The organism is Paraburkholderia sp. (assembly GCF_036488795.1).
In the GTDB taxonomy this organism is placed as follows: domain Bacteria; phylum Pseudomonadota; class Gammaproteobacteria; order Burkholderiales; family Burkholderiaceae; genus Paraburkholderia.
Window position 1 is genome coordinate 1 of the sequence record NZ_DASXHA010000119.1, and the last position, 19,008, is coordinate 19,008.

Below are 19,008 nucleotides of genomic sequence, written 5' to 3' on the forward strand. Positions count from 1 at the left end.
ATACGAGAAAACGGTGTTGGGTTCGGTGCGTTGCAAGCCTTCGAGCCGGATGTCGCGAACCACGAACGCGTCGGTGGCAAAGGCCGAGGCTGCGGTTGCGCTCAGGCCGATAAATGTCAGCGCCCTGGCGCAGCGGGCCGATAGTATTTGAACCTTCATGCAGGATAAGCGACAAGAATTCAATGCAACATGGGAACCGCCGCCGCTTTTTTCCAAATTCTGGCTCACGGCGCGGATGGGGATGTCTCTTGGGTCTACTGCAGTCTGATGCCAGAAGCATCACCGGCGGGCGCGAGCCCGCTTGCTACCGCCAGCACCTCCGTCATATGGCGCGCTTGCGAGCGAGGCACCTGAAACGACAACTCGGCACCACCTGGCAGGCGGAAGGTCATGACCAGATGCGGCGTCTCGCCCGCACCTTTGCCGATTTCCCATGCTTCACAGGGCATCGCAAACTTCACGCTATGTTTCTTTTGACGGAGTCGTTCCGACTTGCCAATCGCATTCGATACAGCAGCCAGCAACGTGTGCATGACCGAGCAGTGTAAAGCAATCCGATCCGGCTGATTACTTTCCACCATCAGGTACTGACCGTCCTCCGTCAGTTCGAATCCATGGAGTGAGTCGATCGCGAGGGGCACCGTCTGGGACATATGAAAAGACTCCAGGATAAAGCCCGATCGGGAGTATAGAACGGAATACTACCGACCTGACCTGCCTGACTTGCATACGGGTTAATGTATCTTTCTTACCAGACCGATACAAAACCTACAGACGACGTCACGCAAACCTCGTTTCCATGATGACGTTTCCCAGCTACCGCTAGGACGAATCAGACAAAACTTCAGAGTTATCCGAGAAACTTCGAGACGATACCACATAAGCGACGGGCAACAAAACAGGCAAAAAACGTCACCCGACTAGCCTTTGCTGCGACACTTCCGGTACAAATCGGCGTTTTTTGGGCTGCTCGTCCCTGCTGACAGTGCGCGCCGAGCGCGCCCCGGCAACTGACGAGGGCGTTCGTAAGCTAGATTACGGACATTTGCCCGGCGAAACCTTGCACCGATTGTGTAAATTCATGAGATTGTCGGTCCGATGGTTGCAAGAAAAAGACAGCTTGATGCTGCGATCACCGGTACTTTCACGCGATTCGCGCAGCGCCCGACGAGAGCACGCCCGCCGCCGATCCCTGCCCCAGCGGCACGAGCAGATTGCGCAACGCGGTCACATTGAGCGGACGCGCGAACCAGAAACCCTGGACTTCGTCACAGCCCAGTTCGCGCAGGCGCTCGGCCTGCTCCGGCGTCTCGACACCCTCTGCCGTCACGCGCAGCTTCAGCGCGTGCGCCATGGCGATGATGGCGCCCACCAGTGCGGCACACTGCGGGTCCGAGGTCATGCGGATCACGAATGAGCGGTCGATTTTCAGCCGGTTCAGCGGAAAGCGCGTCAGGTACGCGAGGCTGGAATAGCCGGTGCCGAAATCGTCGATTGCGACCTCCACGCCCAGCTTGCGCAACGCATGCAACGTCTGCAACGACTCTTCGGTGTCGTTCAGCAGAACCCCTTCGGTGATCTCCACCTCCAGATAGGCCGGATCGAGCGCCGCGTCATGCAACGCGCTCTCGATCGTGGCGAGCAGATTCTGCCGCCTGAACTGCTGCGGCGACACGTTCACCGCGATACGCGGCAGGCTGCCGGTGAGGCGCAGCAGACGCCCCGCGTCGCGACACGCGGTGCGAATCACCCATTCCCCGATCCGCTCGATCAGCCCGGCCTCCTCCGCGACCGGCACGAATTCCGCCGGGCTAATCAGACCGCGCTCTGGATGACGCCAGCGCAACAGGGTCTCGACTTGTGCGATCCGGCCGGTCGCGAGCGTGACCTGCGGCTGATAGACCAGATGCAGTTGCTGCCGATCGAGCGCCTCGCGCAACAGGGTTTCGAGCTTGAAGCGGCGCGCCGCCGGCCCTTCCAGTGCCGTCGAAAAACGCCGCACGAGATTGCCGCCCGCCGCGCTCGTAGCGCGCGGTGAGCGGCGCAATGCCGGGTGCGGCGGCATCAAACAGTTCGGGGCGGCGGCGCGCAAGTTCAGCCGGGTCGAGCAGCGAGGGGAGCGTGCGGCATCCGACCAGTTCCTCGCTGCGATAGCCGGTCAATTGTTCGAAGGCCGCGTTCACATAATCGAAGCTGCCGTCCGGCGCGCAAACGAAGGCACCGTAAGGCGCGCATGCGAATGCGGCCTCGTGCAGGCGGGTGTGCGTCGAGAGGTCGTCTTGCATCACGCCCCCTTTAGCGCGACGCGCGTGCCGCGCACGCCGCGGTGCACAGGCAAGCGCACCAATGTGGCGGCAAGCGGCCAAAGTAGCGCCCCGGTCATAGCCCTCTCCCCTCGATTGCCTTGTTCGAATGATGTCCGCCTGGCTTCAGGCGGGTAGCGCCCATCGCACACGGCCTCGCGACGAGTTCGCTGACTCGTTCGTTTTCAGGCTGTGATGGCGCCTCGTACGCAGGGTGATGCGTTTGGCCGGGTGATCGGGGCCTGCGCGAAGCGGCCCTCTGTCGATACTGCGAACGGCGTCAAATTAGCACAACGGCAGCTGCAAATGGCCATTGACGCGCCCAGGAAACACCCGTACTCCGGCGTTTCAAGCGCCTATCGCCATCCGGTGCGGCGGCGCTGCCGGGAATTTTTCCGCCGGCGTGTCGATTCAGGGCCCGCTCACGCGTCGTCGTGATGAAGCCCTGCAGCGAGGCTGCTGGCCTCTCACTTATGTGAACCCCTTACTCGAGGAGCCCTGTCATGTCCACATCCGCCGTCAAACCGATTCCCGAAGGGATGCACTCGCTGACTCCGCATCTGATTTGCGACGGTGCGGCCGAGGCGATCAGGTTTTATACCGCGGCCTTCGGGGCCGTCGAGCAGGTGCGCCTGCCCGGGCCGGAAGGCAAAGTGATGCATGCTTCGTTGAAGATTGGCGATTCCACGCTGATGCTGGCCGACGAAATGGCCGGCTGCGCGATGACCGGACCGCGCACACTGAAAGGCTCGCCGGTGACGATCCACCTGTACGTGCCCAATGTCGATACCGTGGTCGAACAGGCCGTCGCGGCCGGTGCACGCCTCACGATGCCCGCCGCCGACATGTTCTGGGGCGACCGCTACGCGCAGCTTGAGGACCCGTTCGGCCATCGCTGGTCGGTGGCGACACATCAACGCGACGTGACGCCGGAGGAAATGCAGACGGCGGTGCGGGCCATGCGGCAGTAGCGGGCGGCTGGGCGGCCGGCCGTGCTCGCATGCGCGTCTGACGTGCCTGATCGGCTTGCAATGTGCAGGCCGGTCTGATCTGCGGCGCGCGTCGCAGAAGACAGGTTTCGCCTTCGATGCGCGCCGCCATGAAACCGCACGGCGAAATCGATCAACGCGTTACCGCATCAAAAGAAAACGTGCCTAATGCCCGCCGCACCTCGTCCAGCGTGCCCTGGGTGACCTCTTGCGCGCGCCGGGTGCCGGTGCGCATCACCTCGAACACGTATGCCGGATCTCTCGCGAGTTGCTCGCGCCGCTCGCGCATGGGCGCAATCAGCGCCTGCAGCTGCTCTTCGAGACGGCGCTTGACCACCATATCGCCGAGGCCGCCCGCGCGGTACTCCGCTTTCAGGCGCTCGACCGTGGCTCGGTCCGGGTCGAAGGCGTCGAGATAGGTGAACACGACGTTGCCTTCCACCGTGCCCGGGTCCGAAGCGCGCAGATGATTCGGATCGGTGTACATACGCTTGACTGCGTCGCGGATCGCGTCCGGCGACGACGACAACGGAATCGAATTGCCCTGCGACTTGCTCATTTTCGCCTTGCCGTCGACGCCGGGCAGCCGCCCCATCTCCGGAATCAACGCCTGCGCTTCGCGCAGAACCTCCACGCCGACTTGCCGGTTGATGCGGCGAACGATCTCGTTGGTCTGCTCGATCAGCGGCGCCTGGTCTTCGCCCACCGGCACGAAATGAGCCTTGAACGCGGTGATGTCCGCGGCCTGCGCAACCGGGTAGCACAGAAATCCGGCCGGAATGTCGCGGCCGAAACCGCGCGCCTGAATCTCTTCCTTGATGGTCGGATTGCGCTCGAGGCGCGCGACCGTCACGAAGTTCATGTACAGCAGCGTGAGCTCCGCCAGCGCCGGCAGCGCCGACTGCACGGCGATGGTGGTCTTGTGCGGGTCGATACCGACCGCCAGATAGTCGAGCGCGACTTCCAGCACGTTGCGGCGCACCTTGTCGGGGTCGCCCGCGTTGTCGGTCATCGCCTGGGTATCCGCTACCAGCACGTACTGCTGATGCGTCTCCTGCAACGCCAGTCGCGTCTTTAGCGAACCCACATAGTGGCCGAGGTGAAGTGCGCCAGTGGGCCGGTCACCGGTGAGGACGATCTTGCGGGAGGACGTGTCGCTGCCTTGCGCAGGCCGGCCAGATTGGGTGTGCTGGATGTCTTGCATGTCTCGCGTGTCTTGCATGAACGGGGCTCTCAGAATCTTGAAGAACCGCCGCAGGACAGGCTAACCGGGGATGCAGCACCATGTGAGCCGTGTCGCGGCGGGCATGGTCGAAGTGAAGACGTGACGACGCCGCTCGGTCAGGAGCGCCACCAGACGTGGATTGTTGAAGGGTTCATCGTGCACATCGCGCAAGGATGCCACAGCTGCGCGCGACCTGACAACGGCGCGCACGGGCGCCGCCTGCCTGTGCGTCTCAAACGAGCGGCGCGGCCGCCGACTCCGCCTCCGGCGCGCAATGTACGTCGAAGCGGATCAGCCTGGCCGGCCCGAAGGTATTGCTCAACGCCACGTCGGCGGCGTCGCGGCCGCGCGCCATCAGCACCCGGCCGGTGCGCCGCACGTTATTGCGAGGGTCGAAGGTCTGCCAGGCGCCGCCGAGGTAGGCTTCGAACCACGCGGCGAAATCCATCGCGCTGTGCGGCGGCGGCACGCCGACGTCGCTGATATAGCCGGTGCAATAGCGCGCCGGGATGTTCATCGCCCGGCACAAGGCCACCGCCAGGTGAGCGAAATCTCGGCACACGCCGGTACGCTCATGCCACGCCTGCCATGCGGTCTTGGTCGGCCTCGCATGCTCGTAGCCAAACACAATATGACGATGCACGAAGTCGCAGATGGCCTGGACCCGCGGGCGTCCCAGCGGCGTTTTGCCGAACTGCTGCCAGGCGAAATCGGAGAGCAGATCGGTCTCGCAGTAGCGGCTGCCGAGCAGGAACACCAGCGTATCGTTGGGCAACTCTTCCACCGGATGCTGGTAGCCGTTCGGCTCGATCGTCTCCGGTTCCGCGGAGATTTCGAGCACCGCCGTGGTCGACAGCGCAATCCTTCCGGGCGGCACGACGATGCGGCTGCACAGATTGCCGAAGCCGTCGCGATACTGGGTGATCGCGACCGGCGGATCGACCTTCAGCACATCCGCGACCAGCACGTCCTGAACACGGGAGTAGTGCGTATTCAACATCAGCAGCATCGGAGTGGCTTGTTCGCACTCGTACACCAGTTCGTAGCCCACGCGCAATTTCATCGCACCACCCTTGTTTCGTTTAGGTCCATCAGACATCTTCACTCACCTGCACATCGACCTGCAGGCCGCGAAACGAATGCGCCGCGCCGTGCCAGGTGCCCCATAGCGGCAGCGCCTGATAGTAGTTCCAGGCCACCGCCACGCGAATCAGGTGACGATTGCCGACGATGCTGTTGGTCGGATCGAAATCGACCCAGCCGGCGCCGGGCAGATAAATCTGCAGCCATGCGTGGGTGGAGCCGCCGCCTTGCGTCGTGTCGAAATCCGGCACGAAGATGTAGCCGCTCACAAAGCGCGCCGCGAGCCCGAGCGAGCGCACCGCGTCCATCATCAGCACGGCAAAATCACGGCAACTGCCGCTGCGCTGACGCAAGGTATCGGCGGGACGATACACGCCCTTCTCCTCGCGCCGCACGTAGCGAAAGCCGCTCTTGATCTCTTGCGTCATGGCGCGCAGCAACGTCATCGTGTGGGTGGCGCCGCGCAGTGCGATGAAGCGGCGCGCCCATGTATCGACTTCACCATCCGGGTATTGCCGGTTGCGCGCATTGACGAGATCCGACGCTTCTTCATTGGTGTATGCGATGGGCCACGTGGATGCATAGGGCTCGAGCGCATAGTCGGGTGACGGCGATTCGTAGTGATCGAGCGTCACCTGACTGTCGAACTTCAATTCCGCCGCCGTACCGGCAAAGCTCGCCACGGCCACCGAGTTGTCGAACACGTCATGCAGCCAGTGCAGCCGTACCGGCGTCGGCGCAATCACGAGGCACGTGGCGACCACCCGCACATCGTGGCCCGAGCGCGGCCGGAACATCATGCGGTGCTCGCCGAAGCGCACCGGCTCCGAATACCGGTAGACACTCACATGCCGCACGGTCAAACGCTGCGGCTCGACCGTCTTGCTGGCCGTCTGGATCGACTCGGTGGTCACGTGTTCGCCCCTGAAAACCTGCCGCCACGCTTCGCACGGCAGGAACGGCAGCGCACGCCACCGGCGTTAGGTCGCCGCGTCCAGCTTCAGGGCGGTTGAAATGATCAGGCGGAGTGGAATGGAATTGAACGGACCATGCAGCACACATCCTGCGGCCCAGCATACACCCTTCAAATTGGTTGAAAGCACTCAATTGGGTGCCGCTTGTGCGATTACGTTGCGCAGAGCGCGGCCCGAGGTCCCTGCCTTGATGCGGCGACTTCGCGAGGCAGCGTACTTATCAACAGATTCTGTTCAGAAGGCTGTTGATAACTATCGGACGAGGCAGGTAAGTGATTGATGCGGATGACGTTTGACGTGCGATGCGGAAACGGAGCAGGACGCGCTCGCAGATTCGCGCATTGACGCGCCCGGTTCGTCACACGCCACGGCCCGCTGCATCCGTCTGTCCGGTTTCATGCACACGCGGTGACGCGCGTTGCTCTTCCGCCCATTGCCGGCGCGAGCGATACATTTTGCCCAGCGCGAGGCGCGCCATCTTCACCCAGCCCGAGGGCCGCGGGTCGGCCAGCATGCTCAGCGCGCGGGCGTAGTCGAGCGTGAGCCCCGGCGTCCAGGCCATCGTCGCAGCGCGTTTGCGCACCTGCGCGGCGACCCATAATTCGGGCGTGGTGATCACGCGCAGGAACGGCCGCCAGCCCTTGTGATGGCCCCATACGCGCGCCGAGGCGCCTTCGATAGCCGCTTCCAGCGCACGCGACACCGTGCTCGAACAATTGCGATAGGTCAGGTTGTAGGTGGTGTCCCGCCGGTAGGTGTCCCAGAAACGCTGCAGTCGCTCAGGATCGTAGTTGCGGATTCGCACCTGCACCGTCGACGGACACCACGCCTTCGACTCGGTCAGGTAATCGGGCTGGAACACGCCGGGCACGTCGTTCTCGCGCGTGGCGCGCAGCAACCGGGAAAATTCGTCCGGCGAACGCTCGATCTCCACGCCGGGATACAAACTGATGTAGATGCCCTCCGGCGACTCCAGCGCCGCATGGCCGGTCGAGATCACGCCGTTGCGATCCACCGCCGCGATGTAACGGTCGATGATCGGCTGGCGTCGCGCCTGCCCTTTCGACGACCCCACCGGCGTCCATACATGCACGGTCAGTGCAGTTTCGTGCGCCGCGGGCGGACCCTCCCATACGCCTGCTGCAGGCACGGCCGGCTGCTGCGCGGCTGTTGCGCCGGCGGCCTGCGCGGCGCCATCCGGCGTGACGCCAGGATTGGACGACAGGCGCCGCACGCGCGAAGCCAGCAAGATCATGTTCCAGCCGCCGAACATCAGGCCGAGGCCGAGACAATACGGCACGGTGCCCACGTAATGAGTCGGAAACGGCTGGTAGAAAAATACGGCGAGCGCCATTTCGACTACACCGCCTGCGACCGCGAGGCGCCAGGTCCGATAGCGCACCACGCGCGCCGAGACGATTTGCAGCAGACCGTCGGCGAAAAAGAGCGTGCCGAAGATCATCGACAGAATGAAGTTGCCGTGATGATGGCCGGCCAGGATCAGCGCAGCCGCGACGCAAAACGCGAGCCCTTTCACGTAACGCAGCGTGCGTTGGCCACCCATGCCGGTCCAGGCGACCGCCAGCGTGGCGAGGCCTTCGAGCAGCAGCAGGCAGGCGAACGGCGTGATGGGAAAGTACAGCGCGTTATCCAGAGCGTCGACGAACACCATGACACCGAGCACCAGACTGAGCCATCCGGCCGTGGTCAGCGCGCGCCAGCGGGTACGCAGATACTCGACGCCCAACAGGATCATCACCAGGCGAACCATCGTTATCCTCCGGATGCCAGCTGCGTGCTGTGTGCTGCGTATTAACCGGGGCCGAGCCACGCGAACCGCGCGGCGGCGCGCTTTTGATGTTTATATAGTACGCGCGCGGCTCGCGCCGGCTTTCGATTCAGGCGGCCGCCGCCTGCAGCATCGCGTCGCCCTGCTCGCCGCCCAGCGCTTCGACGATATCGGTCAACATGCGCGCCAACTCGCCTGTCATCAGCGTCATGTCCGAATCGAACATTTCGTCGTCGTTTTGCGCGGTGGGGTCGCTCGCGTCCGTGATGACGTCGAGCGGCGTCAGACGCTTGATGGTCAGCGACGGCGTCAGTACGAATGAAACGCGGTCGTTCCAGGTCATGGCGAGGCGCATGCACTGCTTGCCCGCTTCGATGTGACGGCGCATGTCGTCGACATCCAGCGCGTGCCCCACGTAGCGCACGGTGGCGTTGCCCTGCGCGGGCGAACGCAGCTCGGTGTCCTGATCCAGCGTGAAACCGGCCGGCGCCTCGCCGGACAGGAGCCACTCCGTCATTGCGGCGACCGGCGACTGCACGACGCGCAGGCTCACGAGCGGCAATTGATCGATCGATTTGACCAGCAGGCCGAGCACATCGTCGGCGACCGCTTGCGATGCGGCGTCGATCGCGAGCCAGCCGTTCGCCGTATCGATCCACACGCGCGTGTCGCGGCGAATGCTGAATGCGCGCGGCAGCAATTCGTCGGTGACCTGCTCCTTGAGTTCGCGCATCTGTTTGCGGCCGAGCTTGAAACCCTGCTGCTCTTCGACCTCGAGCGCGCGCGCCTTGGTCACCTGATTGATGACCGAGGCCGGCAAGAGTTTCTTTTCAGCACGAAACACGAGCAGCATTTGCCGGTTGATCGAATAGACGAGCGAGTCGTTATCGCGCGGCGAGGCCCAGCCCTGAGTCTGCATCTCGACGCTGCTGCCCGGCTGGAACGCATGCGGCGCCAGCCACTTTTCAATCTGCTCGGGAGTAACCGTCCATGGAACGGGAAGACGATGAAGCTGAAGGTTCTTGAACCACATGGGAGGGTACGGGCAAAGCGCATCATTCTATACGACGCCGCACCGGCAAGCGATCACATCGCGGCATGAACCCGCCATCTACACCATCCGGGCGGCATGCGCCCCGGTTCGAGTTCGATATGGTTAGCATGACTACGGTTTTGCCCAGACGAATGAATTCGATATTCACGCACCGCCGCGCCGCGTTCCGGCATGTCGGCGATGAGGCGTACGCCAGACACGCGCTGTCGCCGGAGTTTGTCGAACCTACTCTGCCCGGCGGCCATTCGCATGTTCCGCCTGGGACGCGCGCCGCCCGGAGGCGATTTCGCGCCGCCCTGCCGGATGGATCGGGGCGCCGAAACCGACGACAGGGCCGCATCATGCGAGCGCGCCTCGCAACACCTGCATTGCCGTGCTCATTTCACCGACGGTTCCAGATCATCCGGCGCGCAGGCAAACCTCACGCCAGTCCATTCGCTTTTCGGCCAAATCACCTAGACTTTTGGCATGGAGTCGAACTGAATGGAGGCTGCCATGGCGGAGTCAATGGTCAGCATCGTGGTGGGATTGACGCTGATTGGCGTCGTAATCATGTTCCTGCGGACGCACAACCGGCGCGAGCATCAGGCGGAACGCCTGCAGACCCGGCTGGACGGCCACCGGCTATGGGACCGGATGCGGCATCGCCACTGACGGCCGGCACCCGGAAAAAACGCCGCACCGCTGCCGCCCGGCAACGGCGCTCAGGCCACTCAGTCCATCCGCTGCGGCTGCGGCAGCCGGCCCGGGTGGCCAGTATGGAGAACAATCATGTCCGAAGACACCCATGCCTGGCAGATGGTCGAGTACGAGGGCTTCGAAATCCACGTATCGCCGCGCCCCAAGCTGCCCAGCGAGACCCGCTACACCTATCTGGGCTATGTGTGCCATCCGGGTGCCGACCCGGCCATTCCCGGCCACGTGGTGGCGTTCCATGCAGACGGCGAAGAGTCGTTTTCCAGTCTCGAAGACGCCCGCTATGAGGCGGTGCATGCCGGACGCAGCATCGTCGACGGCACGCACCCCGACCTGTCCGTGCTCGGGCTCGTGACAGGGGGTGTGTGAGCGGACGGGCGAAGCAGCGCGCGCGGCGGCTATCGGCTGGCTACGGTTGAGACGCTTTCGTCCCATGCGATCGCGGACGGACCGTCGCGGCCGGAAATCTGCAGCGCCAGCGTCAACATGCGCTGATTGGCGCTTTCCGGCGCAAAGCCCGCGACCTTCTTGAGCGCGTTCTGCACCAGCGTGCGGCGCAACGCGGTGTCCGTATGCAAGCGCTCGATGGCGCGCGCCATCTCGTCCACGTCGCCGGGCGGCACCAGCAGGCCCGCCTTGCCGCCGTCCAGCAGATCACGCGGGCCGGTCGGGCAATCCGTCGAAATCACCGGCGTGCCGAGCGCCATCGCCTCGCCGAGCACCATGCCGAAGCCCTCATAGCGGCTGCTCAAGACCAGCATTTCGGCCTGGCGGATATACGGAAACGGATTCGAGCAAAAGCCCAAAAAGTGCACGCAGGCACGAATACCGAGCTCGACGGCCAGTTGCTCGAGCGCCGCCTGGTCGCTGCCCTCGCCGATCAGTACGAGATCGGCCGCACTGAGCCGCTGCGCGCGCACCTGAGCGAACGCGCGCAACAGGGTCTTGTGATCCTTTTGCCCCTCGTCGAGCCGCGCCACCGAGACGATAAACGTTTCGGCCGGCCGCTCGATCGGCGCACGCGCCTTGACACGCAGCGCATCCACGTCGATCACGTTCGGCAATTCGACCACATGCGGACGTTGCCCGGCAATGAGTTCGCGCGCCTCACGCAGCATGTCGGGCGTCAGTACGGCGAGCGCGTTGTAACGTCCGTACTGCTTCACGCGCCGCGCGATATGGCGCGCGCTCTTGTCGGCCAGACGCGTCGCGAGGCTGAAATGACTGACGCCGAACCACGGCAGATTGCCGCTGCCCGCCAGATGCCGCAGAGAAAAATCGAAGTCGCAGACCAGATCGTACTCACGCGCGACCTGCCGGAAGCGCACCCCGGCAAGCGGGCGGATCACGCAATACGTCAGCACCTTGTGCAGCAGCTTCAGGTGCGCGCGCTGTTTGCCCTGGCGGCGCCGCGCATGCAGCGCGTTCATCCATTTCGACGCCGCCAGTACGTGAACCGGCACGTCGTCGGGCAGCGAATGCGCGCGCCAGAACGTCAGTTCGTCAGTCGGATAGGACACCGACACACCAGGCGCAAAGAGCTTCCGGTCGAGCGTCTTGAGCCAGGCCAGCAACGAAGTTTCGGTGCCGCCCTTGCCGAAATGGCTGATGTGAAAGAGGATGCGGCGCGGCGGTTCAACCGGCTCGGTGCGATCGTAGAGGTTTTCGTATTTCATGCGCTAAATGCATCCTGACCTGACTGCGACGTGTAGCGGAGAGATTGAATGACGCGCGGTGCGGCGCCGGGTCATGCCGCCCATGGGCAGCGCGACGCGGGCGAGCGTGAGCCCGCTCAGAGCCGACCTCGCGACATGCGCGGCAACGTGGATAGCGACGCGAACGCAGCGGATCTTTGCTGCGCGGCGCCTAGCAAAAGGCCCGCAAACGACCAGAATGCGAGCATGGTGGTCTGCCACATAAAATCATCAGTGGTATTTTTCGCAATCATGCCTGCCACCAGCGCGATACCCGCCGCGCTCAACCAGGGTTCATCGCGCCGCTCACGCCAGAACGCGATCACGAGCGCGAGCAGCAGCACGGTCTGCAACACCGCCCCGATTGCGCCCGTCTGCAGCCACGTGTTGATGAACAGATTGTGTGCGTGCGTCGCAGCCTGAGGTTCGAGCTCCAGCAGGCTCCTCGGCATCTGAGCCTGGTACACCATGCCCGGCAGCGGCTTGCCAAAGCCTATGCCCAGCCACTTATGTTTTTCCGCTTCCATTGTGTAAAACGCCCATAGCTTCGGACGTGTATCGGAAGACACCGTATCGCCGATGCTGGAAAACGCCCGCGGCACGAGCAGATCATGACCGTCGATCGACAGATCGTGGCCCGCCGTCGCCTGCACCGGCGCCGCGTCGCCCAGACGCAGACGGGAGCTGTATTCGAGCGTGCCGAGCCCCGCCACACCGACCACGACGAACGCGAGCAGCGCCAGCAGCACATGGCGCCGGTACAGCGGAAACAACGCCACCAGCAGGGTCGCCGCCGCGGCCGGCCAAAAGAAGCGATTGAGCGTGGCGAGACCGATGAACAGACACAGCACCAGACCGGCCACACCGATCAACCGCCAACGCGGGCGCAACAGGAGACCCGCAAAGAGCGCCATGGCGAACACCGCGAGCGTGCTCGTATGCCCGACACGGTTATAGAAATGCAGCGGGAACGTGTTGGCCGTCGGCGGCTGCAACTGCCCCCAGTAGCGCGCGCTCATCAACGCGAGCAGTACGCACGCAATCCACGTGACGAGGGCGAACGGCGCGGCCCGTTGCGTGCGGGTGCCGAGTAGCCAGAAGCCCCAGAACGCCACCAGCGGGTACAGCACTTCATCGCACCATGCATGCAGGCTGACCGTGGGATATGCCGACCACCCGACCGACAGCAGGCTCCAGATTGCCCAGCCGGCGATTGGCAGGACGAGCGGCCAGCGCCATAGCGGCGGGCGCTGCGGCGAACCTGCCGCAGCCAGTGTGCCGAGCGCGAGCAACGCGAGCGCGTTGAACACGATCGCCGTCATGTGCCCGAACATCACCGCAAACAGGATAACCGGACACGCAACCCACAAGACGCGCTCCAGGCGCGCGAACGTGTTCGTCATTACTCTTTCACCAGAACGTTTTGCAATGCGTTAAAGACCGAGTCGACCGAAAGACGCCCCATGCAATCGGCGTGGTCGCCCTTCCAGGCGACACAGGTGGTCGAGTTACGGTCACAGCGCCGAACCCAGTCGAGCCGGCGCCGGAAAATATAGGGTTGATCGCGACAAGGCATGTCGGCGATCGTGACCGGCACGAACGGCACTTCATGCCAATACCGGCCCGCGCCATGAATCTGCGCGTTGCCGGGACCAAACAGCGCGACTGTCGGCACGCCGATCAGCCGGCCGAGATGCGCCACGCCCGTATCCGGGCAGACCACCGCGCGGGCGCCGGCGAACAGATGCCACAACTCCCCGAGCCCCAGCCGCCCTGCCAGATTCGGATGATGCGGGTCTGGGTCGATGGCGAGAATCAGTTCGGCTTCGCCCGGTCCACCGCTCCAGACCGGCAGATAGCCGAGTGCCTCGACCCGCTGCGCCAGTTCGCGCCAGCGTGCGTCGGGCCAGCGCTTGACCTCGGTACTCGCGCCCGGATGCAGCACCACGTAAGGCCGCGCGAGCAGATGGGCATCAGGCAGCGCAGCGGGCGCAGGCACGGGCCAGTCTGACGCACGGTATGGACGGGGCGCCGGCCCCTCGACCAGTTCCGCCGCCAGATCGGCCCAGGCAGCCGGCTCGCCCGGATACGGCACGCTCTGATTGATCGGCCAGTTCTTCCACGCCGGCACGTCACCGGCGTGCGCGACGATCCAGCGGCAGCCGGCAGCCAGCGCGAGCCAGCTATGCCGGTTGTCGCCCAGCACCAGGCCCAGATCGTACGGCCCGGAATCCAGCACTTCCTTCACACTAGCAAGCGCACGCGGGTCAAACGCCAGAGCCGTGACGTCGAAAGGACGGCCTTCGTACAGCGGCACGATCGCTTTCGGGCAGGCGAGTACGATTTCCGCCTGCGGATACCGGTTCCGCAGCTTGGCGAGCAAGGGTGTGAGCAGCAACGTGTCGCCAAGCAACAGATGGTGCGCAATCAGAATCCGTTGCACAGCCGCAGGTTTGCGACGCAACGGCTTGAGCACGAGCCTCGGAATAGCCCGCGCGAAGATGCGAATACGCCCGGATAGTCGGCTCATTGGGTGACCGGCACGTTTGTCCCATCCGCGATCTGGCTGTGCGCCGGCAGCCGGCTCGAGGTCGGGTTCCCCATGCAGAATCTCCAGCGGTGTTCTTGCCGATCACTTGAACCCCGGTGACCAAAGTCGCCGCGCGCAGCAAGACTGGCGCGGTGACTGCGGAACGCCTGCATCCGCTGCCTGACTGCGCCTCTACTGGGAATCACGTGAAAACAATTGAGAAGTCGGCCCGGATCGGACCCATGACTGCGGCCCATGCTTTTATGAGCAAAAATTATAACATGGGCAGAGGTCCGGACCGCAGCGCGGACGGGGCCGCGCGGGCTTGCGCCACGCCGCTTGCAGGCGATTTCGATGCTGCGCCGCACACTCAGTTCGCGCCGTGAATGCGCCCGGCTAACGCCAGCAGCGCGTCAACATGGCCGGCCACGCTGGCGTCGTACAACACTGCTTGGCGGGCCAGTTCCGACTGCAGCGGGACAGGCCCGGCAAGGCGCCCTTCTACGGCCCGGGCGAGTGTCGCGCGCAGGTCGGCCTCGTCGTCAGGCGTGAAGACGAACTTCGCGTGATCCGCGATCGCGTCGCAGCAGCCGATGCTCGACGGGAAGATCACCGGCGTGCCGCACATCACCGATTCGACGCCGACGAGTCCGAACGGCTCGTACTTCGATGCGAGGATCGTGAAATCGGCCGCGCGGTAGCCGTCCTCGATGTCTTTCACGTAGCCGATGTAGCGAATCCGCTCCGAGGTCCGCGCCGGCGGCCGCCCCGCGACCGCGAGCACCACCGGCAAGCTCGTATCGCGCAGCGCGGCTTCGATCAAAGGCAGACCCTTGCGCTCGTGGCTGCTTGAGGGAAACAGCAGCACGATCTCGTGATCGGCAAAGCCGAACTTGCGTCGCAGTTCCGCGCGGCGCACGGCGTCGACCGGGGTGAAACGCGCGCCGTCCACAGGCGGGTACAACACGCGAATCTTCGTTTCCTCGACGCCATACAGTTCGCGCAGTTCGTCGTGCATCAACTGCGAATGCGCGACGATGACCTGCGATTGTTCATACTGGCGCCGCTCGAGGGCGATCTGCCAGGTGTCCGAACGCTTTTGCGCGCGTTGCGTGGCGCGCAGAAAACCGCGATGAGTGCCACCGCAAATCGCAATCTCGGACGAATCGACCCGGTTGCAGCCAATCAGTACGTCGACCCTGGCCGCCCGGCGCGCCCGGCGCAGCCGCCACGAAAACCACAGGTCGCGCAGCTTGCCCGGCAGAAACGACACGTTGATACGATGCCCTTCGACCATACGGCTTTCCGGCACCGACATATCGAAGCGGCGCGCAAAGAACGCCAGTTCGATGCCGGCGGCAGCGAAGCCGCGCACCAGGTCCATCGCATAGCGCTCGAGGCCGCCGCTGTGTTTCAGCGCATTACTGGAGAGTCCGATTTTCATCATGCAGACGGGCGCGCTCGACGCGCCGTGTCAAACGTAGAAGGAATGCGGCCGGGTAATCATCCGGTAAGCAAGCGCTCGTTCAGCTCACATACCGGGCAACGCTCGCCCGGCGGCATTGCACACGGGCGGGATGGATTAGAGCACAGCCGGAACGCGTATAAGTTGCGTCGCCGCATCACCGGGCATTACACCGCATTACGAGGTCTACGCCGCGTTCTGCTGGAACTGGATGCGGTGCAGATGCGCGTACAGGCCGTCTTGCGCCAGCAGTTCGCGGTGGCTGCCGCGCTCGACGATACGTCCCGCCTCCAGCACGAGGATGCGATCGGCCCGCTCGATGGTGGACAACCGGTGCGCGATGACGAGCGTGGTGCGTCCCTTCATCAGCGTTTCGAGTGCGGCCTGCACATGGCGCTCCGATTCCGAGTCGAGCGCCGAGGTTGCTTCGTCGAGGATCAGGATAGGCGCGTCCTTGTAGATGGCACGGGCAATCGCGAGGCGCTGGCGCTGGCCGCCCGAAAGCATCAAGCCGTTGTCGCCCACCAGCGTCTCGACGCCGTTCGGCATGGCCTGCACGGTATCCCACAGGTTAGCGGCCTGCAGCGCCGCCTTCACCTTCTCGACGTCCGCCGGCTGTCCATACGCGACGTTGTGCGCAATCGTGTCGTTGAACAGCACGACGTCCTGGCTCACCATCGCAATCTGGCTGCGCAGCGCGTGAATGCCGTACTCCGGCAGCGGCACGCCGTCCACCAGCACCTCGCCGCCGGTCGGATCGAAGAAGCGCGGCAAGAGGTTGACCAGGGTGGTCTTGCCGCTGCCCGACGGACCGGCCAGCGCGATCATCTCGCCAGGCGCCGCCTTGAACGACACGCGGTCGAGGGTCGGCCGGTCATGCGTGCTGTTCGCGCCGTAGTTGAACGAGACGTCACGGAACTCGACTTCGCCCGAGGCGTGTTCGAGCGGACGGCCGCCACCTTCCGGCTCGGCCGGTTCGTCGATCAGACCGAAGATCAGTTCCGCCGCCGTCATGCCGCGCTGCAGCGGCTGATTCACATCCATCAGATGCTTGAGCGGCGAGATGATCAGCAGCATCGACGTGACGAAGGCCACGAAACCGCCCACCGTGGTCTGATCCGACGACGATTGCACCACCGCGATGGTGATGACGACCGCCAGCGCGATTGACGCGAGGAATTGCGTGAGCGGTTGTGCGAGGCCGCCGGAGACCGTCATGCGCATCGAATAGCCGCGCAGCCGGCGGCTCATTTCAGTAAAGCGGTCGATTTCGTACTTCTGGCCGTTGTGCACCTTGACGACCTTATAGCCGCCCACCGTCTCTTCGACGATGTACGACAGCTGGTTGGTCAGCATCTGATGCTCGCGGTTCAGGCGCCGCAGCCTGCGGTTGATCTTGCCGACCAGCCAGCCGATGGCCGGCAGCAACACGGCGACGATCAGCGTCAGCTTCCAGTTCAGGTAAAACAGGTAGCACAGCAGGAAAAACACCGTCAGCGAATCGCGCACCAGCGTGACGAGCACGCTCAGCAGCACGTTGAGGATCTGGTTGACCTCGAAGACGATCGCGTTGATGACGGTGCTCGCGGTCTCGCGCTGGAAAAAGCCGACGTTCGTGTGGATCATCCGGTCGAACATTTTCAGCCGCAGATCGAGCAGGATCTTGTTCGACACGTACGCGAGCAGGTAGCCCGAGGCGTACTGGGAAACGCCGCGCACGAAAGCGAGGCCGATCACCGCGAGCGGCACCACCCATTTCGCCTTGTCGCTCGCATGCGCGCCGAAGCCCTTGTCCAGCAGCGGCTTGAGCAGCGCCGGGATACCGGCGTCGGTGGCCGAGCTGACGGCCATGGCGACGATCGCGCCGATCAGTACCCACAGGAGCGGCTTCAGATAAGGCCAGAGGCGGCGCATGACGACGACGGGCGACGACGCATCGTCAGAACCACCGAGGGTTTTGCTTAACGTGGGTTTCGCGCTCAAGGAATCCTCTAGAAAGGCGAAAATGCGTTCGCCCGGTGGGCGAACACAAAATACAACATTGTAAACAGTCGGGCGTACGGAGCGTGGCTTCGACTCGCGCGTGAAAACCATGCGACCGGAAAGGCGCGCGCGTCATGCGTCACACGCTTGCGCCTCGGGCGACGGGGTAAGCGCGTGACGGCCGGCCTGCTGTGTATACTTGCGCGACGCTTCCGACCACCCTGCTCCCTCTTCGCTTTCCAGGCATGAAAGAAACCACCCTCGGCGTTGCCATCATTACCCGGAACGCGGCGGCGCGGCTTGCCGAGTGTCTCGCCGCCGTGGCGTTTGCCGACGACATTGTCGTGATCGACGGCGGCAGCACCGACAACACCGTCGAGATTGCCCGGACACACCATGCCCGCGTGTTGCAGCAGACCGACTGGCCCGGCTTCGGCCCGCAGAAAAACCGCGCGCTCGATGCACTCGCGACCGACTGGATCCTCTCCATCGACGCCGACGAAATCGTCACGCCGGAACTCGCCGCGGCAATCCGCGCGGCAATCGCGGCACCGGGCGCGGACGTGTACGCGGTAGATCGGTTGTCGAGCTTTTGCGGCCACTGGGTTCATCACAGCGGCTGGTATCCGGACTGGATTCCGCGTCTGTTCAAACGCGGCGCCGCGCGCTTCTCCGAAGATCTGGTGCACGAGCGGCTCGTTTTCAATACGCCGGCGCAACGGCTGTCCGGCAAGTTGATGCACTACTCGTACGAAGACTTCGAGACCGTGTTACGCAAGCTCGACGCGTATTCCGCCGCGGGCGCGCAGCAGCGGCATGCAGCGGGCCAAGGCGGCAGCTTCGGCAAGGCGTTAGGACGCGGTGTCTGGGCATTTTTCCGCACGTATGTACTGCGGCGCGGTTTTCTGGACGGACGGGCCGGCTTCATGATCGCCGTGTTCAATGCCGAGACCGTGTATTACCGCTTTCTCAAGCTGGAACGGCTAGGAGCGCGGCGCAGCTGAGGACAGCGGCCTGGGCTTGACAGCCACGCCAGCCAAAAGCGACCCCACCCCGGAAGCGACCGCGACCGCGCGGCGATGCGGTGCATGATCGCTTCACGCTGTCAATAAACGATCTCGATCGAACTGCCCGCGAACTCGCCACGCAAGGCGGCGAGCAACTCGTCCGTGGGCTTCACGCGCCAGGCGTCGCCCAGCCGCACTTCGCCTTCCGCGTTCTCG

17 protein-coding genes and 2 pseudogenes are annotated in these 19,008 nt (G+C 64.1%); 4 read left to right on the plus strand and 15 right to left on the minus strand.

Annotation, left to right across the window (positions count from 1 at the left end; translation table 11 throughout):
• The 4 genes and pseudogenes from VGH41_RS17275 to VGH41_RS17290 all read right to left on the minus strand — a co-directional run.
• Positions 1 to 228: hypothetical protein (locus tag VGH41_RS17275; protein WP_331598738.1), on the minus strand; the 228-nt coding region annotated here is incomplete at its 3' end.
• Between the two features lie 26 nt (positions 229 to 254).
• Positions 255 to 653, minus strand: coding sequence for a hypothetical protein (locus VGH41_RS17280; protein ID WP_331598721.1), 399 nt, complete (start codon positions 651 to 653; stop codon positions 255 to 257).
• A 491-nt stretch (positions 654 to 1,144) separates the two neighbouring features.
• Positions 1,145 to 2,029: pseudogene (locus VGH41_RS17285) on the minus strand (putative bifunctional diguanylate cyclase/phosphodiesterase); the annotation flags it as partial.
• A 67-nt stretch (positions 2,030 to 2,096) separates the two neighbouring features.
• Positions 2,097 to 2,285, minus strand: a pseudogene (locus VGH41_RS17290) (PAS domain S-box protein); the annotation flags it as partial.
• A gap of 521 nt (positions 2,286 to 2,806) precedes the next feature.
• On the opposite strand from VGH41_RS17290, the gene VGH41_RS17295 reads away from it, so the two are divergent.
• On the plus strand, positions 2,807 to 3,274 hold the full coding sequence (locus VGH41_RS17295) for a VOC family protein (RefSeq protein WP_331598723.1): 468 nt from the start codon (positions 2,807 to 2,809) through the stop codon (positions 3,272 to 3,274).
• Between the two features lie 151 nt (positions 3,275 to 3,425).
• On the opposite strand, the gene trpS is transcribed toward VGH41_RS17295, so the two are convergent.
• The 5 genes from trpS to VGH41_RS17320 all read right to left on the minus strand — a co-directional run bounded on the left by trpS (position 3,426) and on the right by VGH41_RS17320 (position 9,396).
• Positions 3,426 to 4,514: a tryptophan--tRNA ligase gene (gene trpS / locus VGH41_RS17300; RefSeq protein ID WP_331598724.1), complete on the minus strand. Its 1,089-nt coding sequence runs from the start codon at positions 4,512 to 4,514 to the stop codon at positions 3,426 to 3,428.
• A gap of 235 nt (positions 4,515 to 4,749) precedes the next feature.
• Complete coding sequence (locus VGH41_RS17305; RefSeq protein WP_331598725.1) at positions 4,750 to 5,580, minus strand: transglutaminase family protein; 831 nt, start codon at positions 5,578 to 5,580, stop codon at positions 4,750 to 4,752.
• Between the two features lie 28 nt (positions 5,581 to 5,608).
• The gene (locus VGH41_RS17310; protein ID WP_331598726.1) at positions 5,609 to 6,514 is read right to left on the minus strand and encodes a transglutaminase family protein; all 906 of its coding nucleotides are present in this window, start codon (positions 6,512 to 6,514) and stop codon (positions 5,609 to 5,611) included.
• A 418-nt stretch (positions 6,515 to 6,932) separates the two neighbouring features.
• Entirely contained in the window at positions 6,933 to 8,345 is a 1,413-nt protein-coding gene (locus tag VGH41_RS17315) for a DUF308 domain-containing protein (protein WP_331598727.1), read from the minus strand.
• Positions 8,346 to 8,472: 127 nt separating this feature from the next.
• Complete coding sequence (locus VGH41_RS17320; RefSeq protein WP_331598728.1) at positions 8,473 to 9,396, minus strand: recombination-associated protein RdgC; 924 nt, start codon at positions 9,394 to 9,396, stop codon at positions 8,473 to 8,475.
• A 516-nt stretch (positions 9,397 to 9,912) separates the two neighbouring features.
• Between VGH41_RS17320 and VGH41_RS17325 the strand changes: the two genes are divergently transcribed.
• Both VGH41_RS17325 and VGH41_RS17330 read left to right on the plus strand, forming a co-directional pair.
• Positions 9,913 to 10,071: a hypothetical protein gene (locus tag VGH41_RS17325; RefSeq protein ID WP_331598729.1), complete on the plus strand. Its 159-nt coding sequence runs from the start codon at positions 9,913 to 9,915 to the stop codon at positions 10,069 to 10,071.
• A gap of 117 nt (positions 10,072 to 10,188) precedes the next feature.
• Positions 10,189 to 10,482 (plus strand): hypothetical protein, encoded by a 294-nt coding sequence (locus VGH41_RS17330; RefSeq protein ID WP_331598730.1) that lies wholly within the window; start codon positions 10,189 to 10,191, stop codon positions 10,480 to 10,482.
• Positions 10,483 to 10,511: 29 nt separating this feature from the next.
• On the opposite strand, the gene VGH41_RS17335 is transcribed toward VGH41_RS17330, so the two are convergent.
• From VGH41_RS17335 to msbA, 5 genes are all read right to left on the minus strand, one after another.
• On the minus strand, positions 10,512 to 11,789 hold the full coding sequence (locus VGH41_RS17335) for a glycosyltransferase (protein WP_331598731.1): 1,278 nt from the start codon (positions 11,787 to 11,789) through the stop codon (positions 10,512 to 10,514).
• Positions 11,790 to 11,905: 116 nt separating this feature from the next.
• Positions 11,906 to 13,210, minus strand: a complete 1,305-nt coding sequence (locus VGH41_RS17340; RefSeq protein WP_331598732.1) for an O-antigen ligase family protein — start codon at positions 13,208 to 13,210, stop codon at positions 11,906 to 11,908.
• Positions 13,210 to 14,337 carry a glycosyltransferase family 9 protein gene (locus VGH41_RS17345; RefSeq protein ID WP_331598733.1) on the minus strand — a complete coding sequence of 376 codons (1,128 nt, stop codon included), beginning with the start codon at positions 14,335 to 14,337 and terminating at the stop codon, positions 13,210 to 13,212. The genes VGH41_RS17340 and VGH41_RS17345 overlap by 1 nt, the downstream gene beginning before the upstream one ends.
• A 370-nt stretch (positions 14,338 to 14,707) precedes the next feature.
• Positions 14,708 to 15,781 (minus strand): glycosyltransferase family 4 protein, encoded by a 1,074-nt coding sequence (locus VGH41_RS17350; RefSeq protein ID WP_331598736.1) that lies wholly within the window; start codon positions 15,779 to 15,781, stop codon positions 14,708 to 14,710.
• Positions 15,782 to 15,988: 207 nt separating this feature from the next.
• The gene (gene msbA, locus VGH41_RS17355) at positions 15,989 to 17,785 is read right to left on the minus strand and encodes a lipid A export permease/ATP-binding protein MsbA (protein WP_331598734.1); all 1,797 of its coding nucleotides are present in this window, start codon (positions 17,783 to 17,785) and stop codon (positions 15,989 to 15,991) included.
• 245 nt (positions 17,786 to 18,030) lie between these two features.
• Between msbA and VGH41_RS17360 the strand changes: the two genes are divergently transcribed.
• Positions 18,031 to 18,789: a glycosyltransferase family 2 protein gene (locus VGH41_RS17360; protein ID WP_331598735.1), complete on the plus strand. Its 759-nt coding sequence runs from the start codon at positions 18,031 to 18,033 to the stop codon at positions 18,787 to 18,789.
• A gap of 101 nt (positions 18,790 to 18,890) precedes the next feature.
• Here VGH41_RS17360 and VGH41_RS26625 read toward each other — a convergent pair.
• The coding region (locus VGH41_RS26625; RefSeq protein WP_414696676.1) for a hypothetical protein at positions 18,891 to 19,008 on the minus strand (118 nt) is incomplete at its 5' end.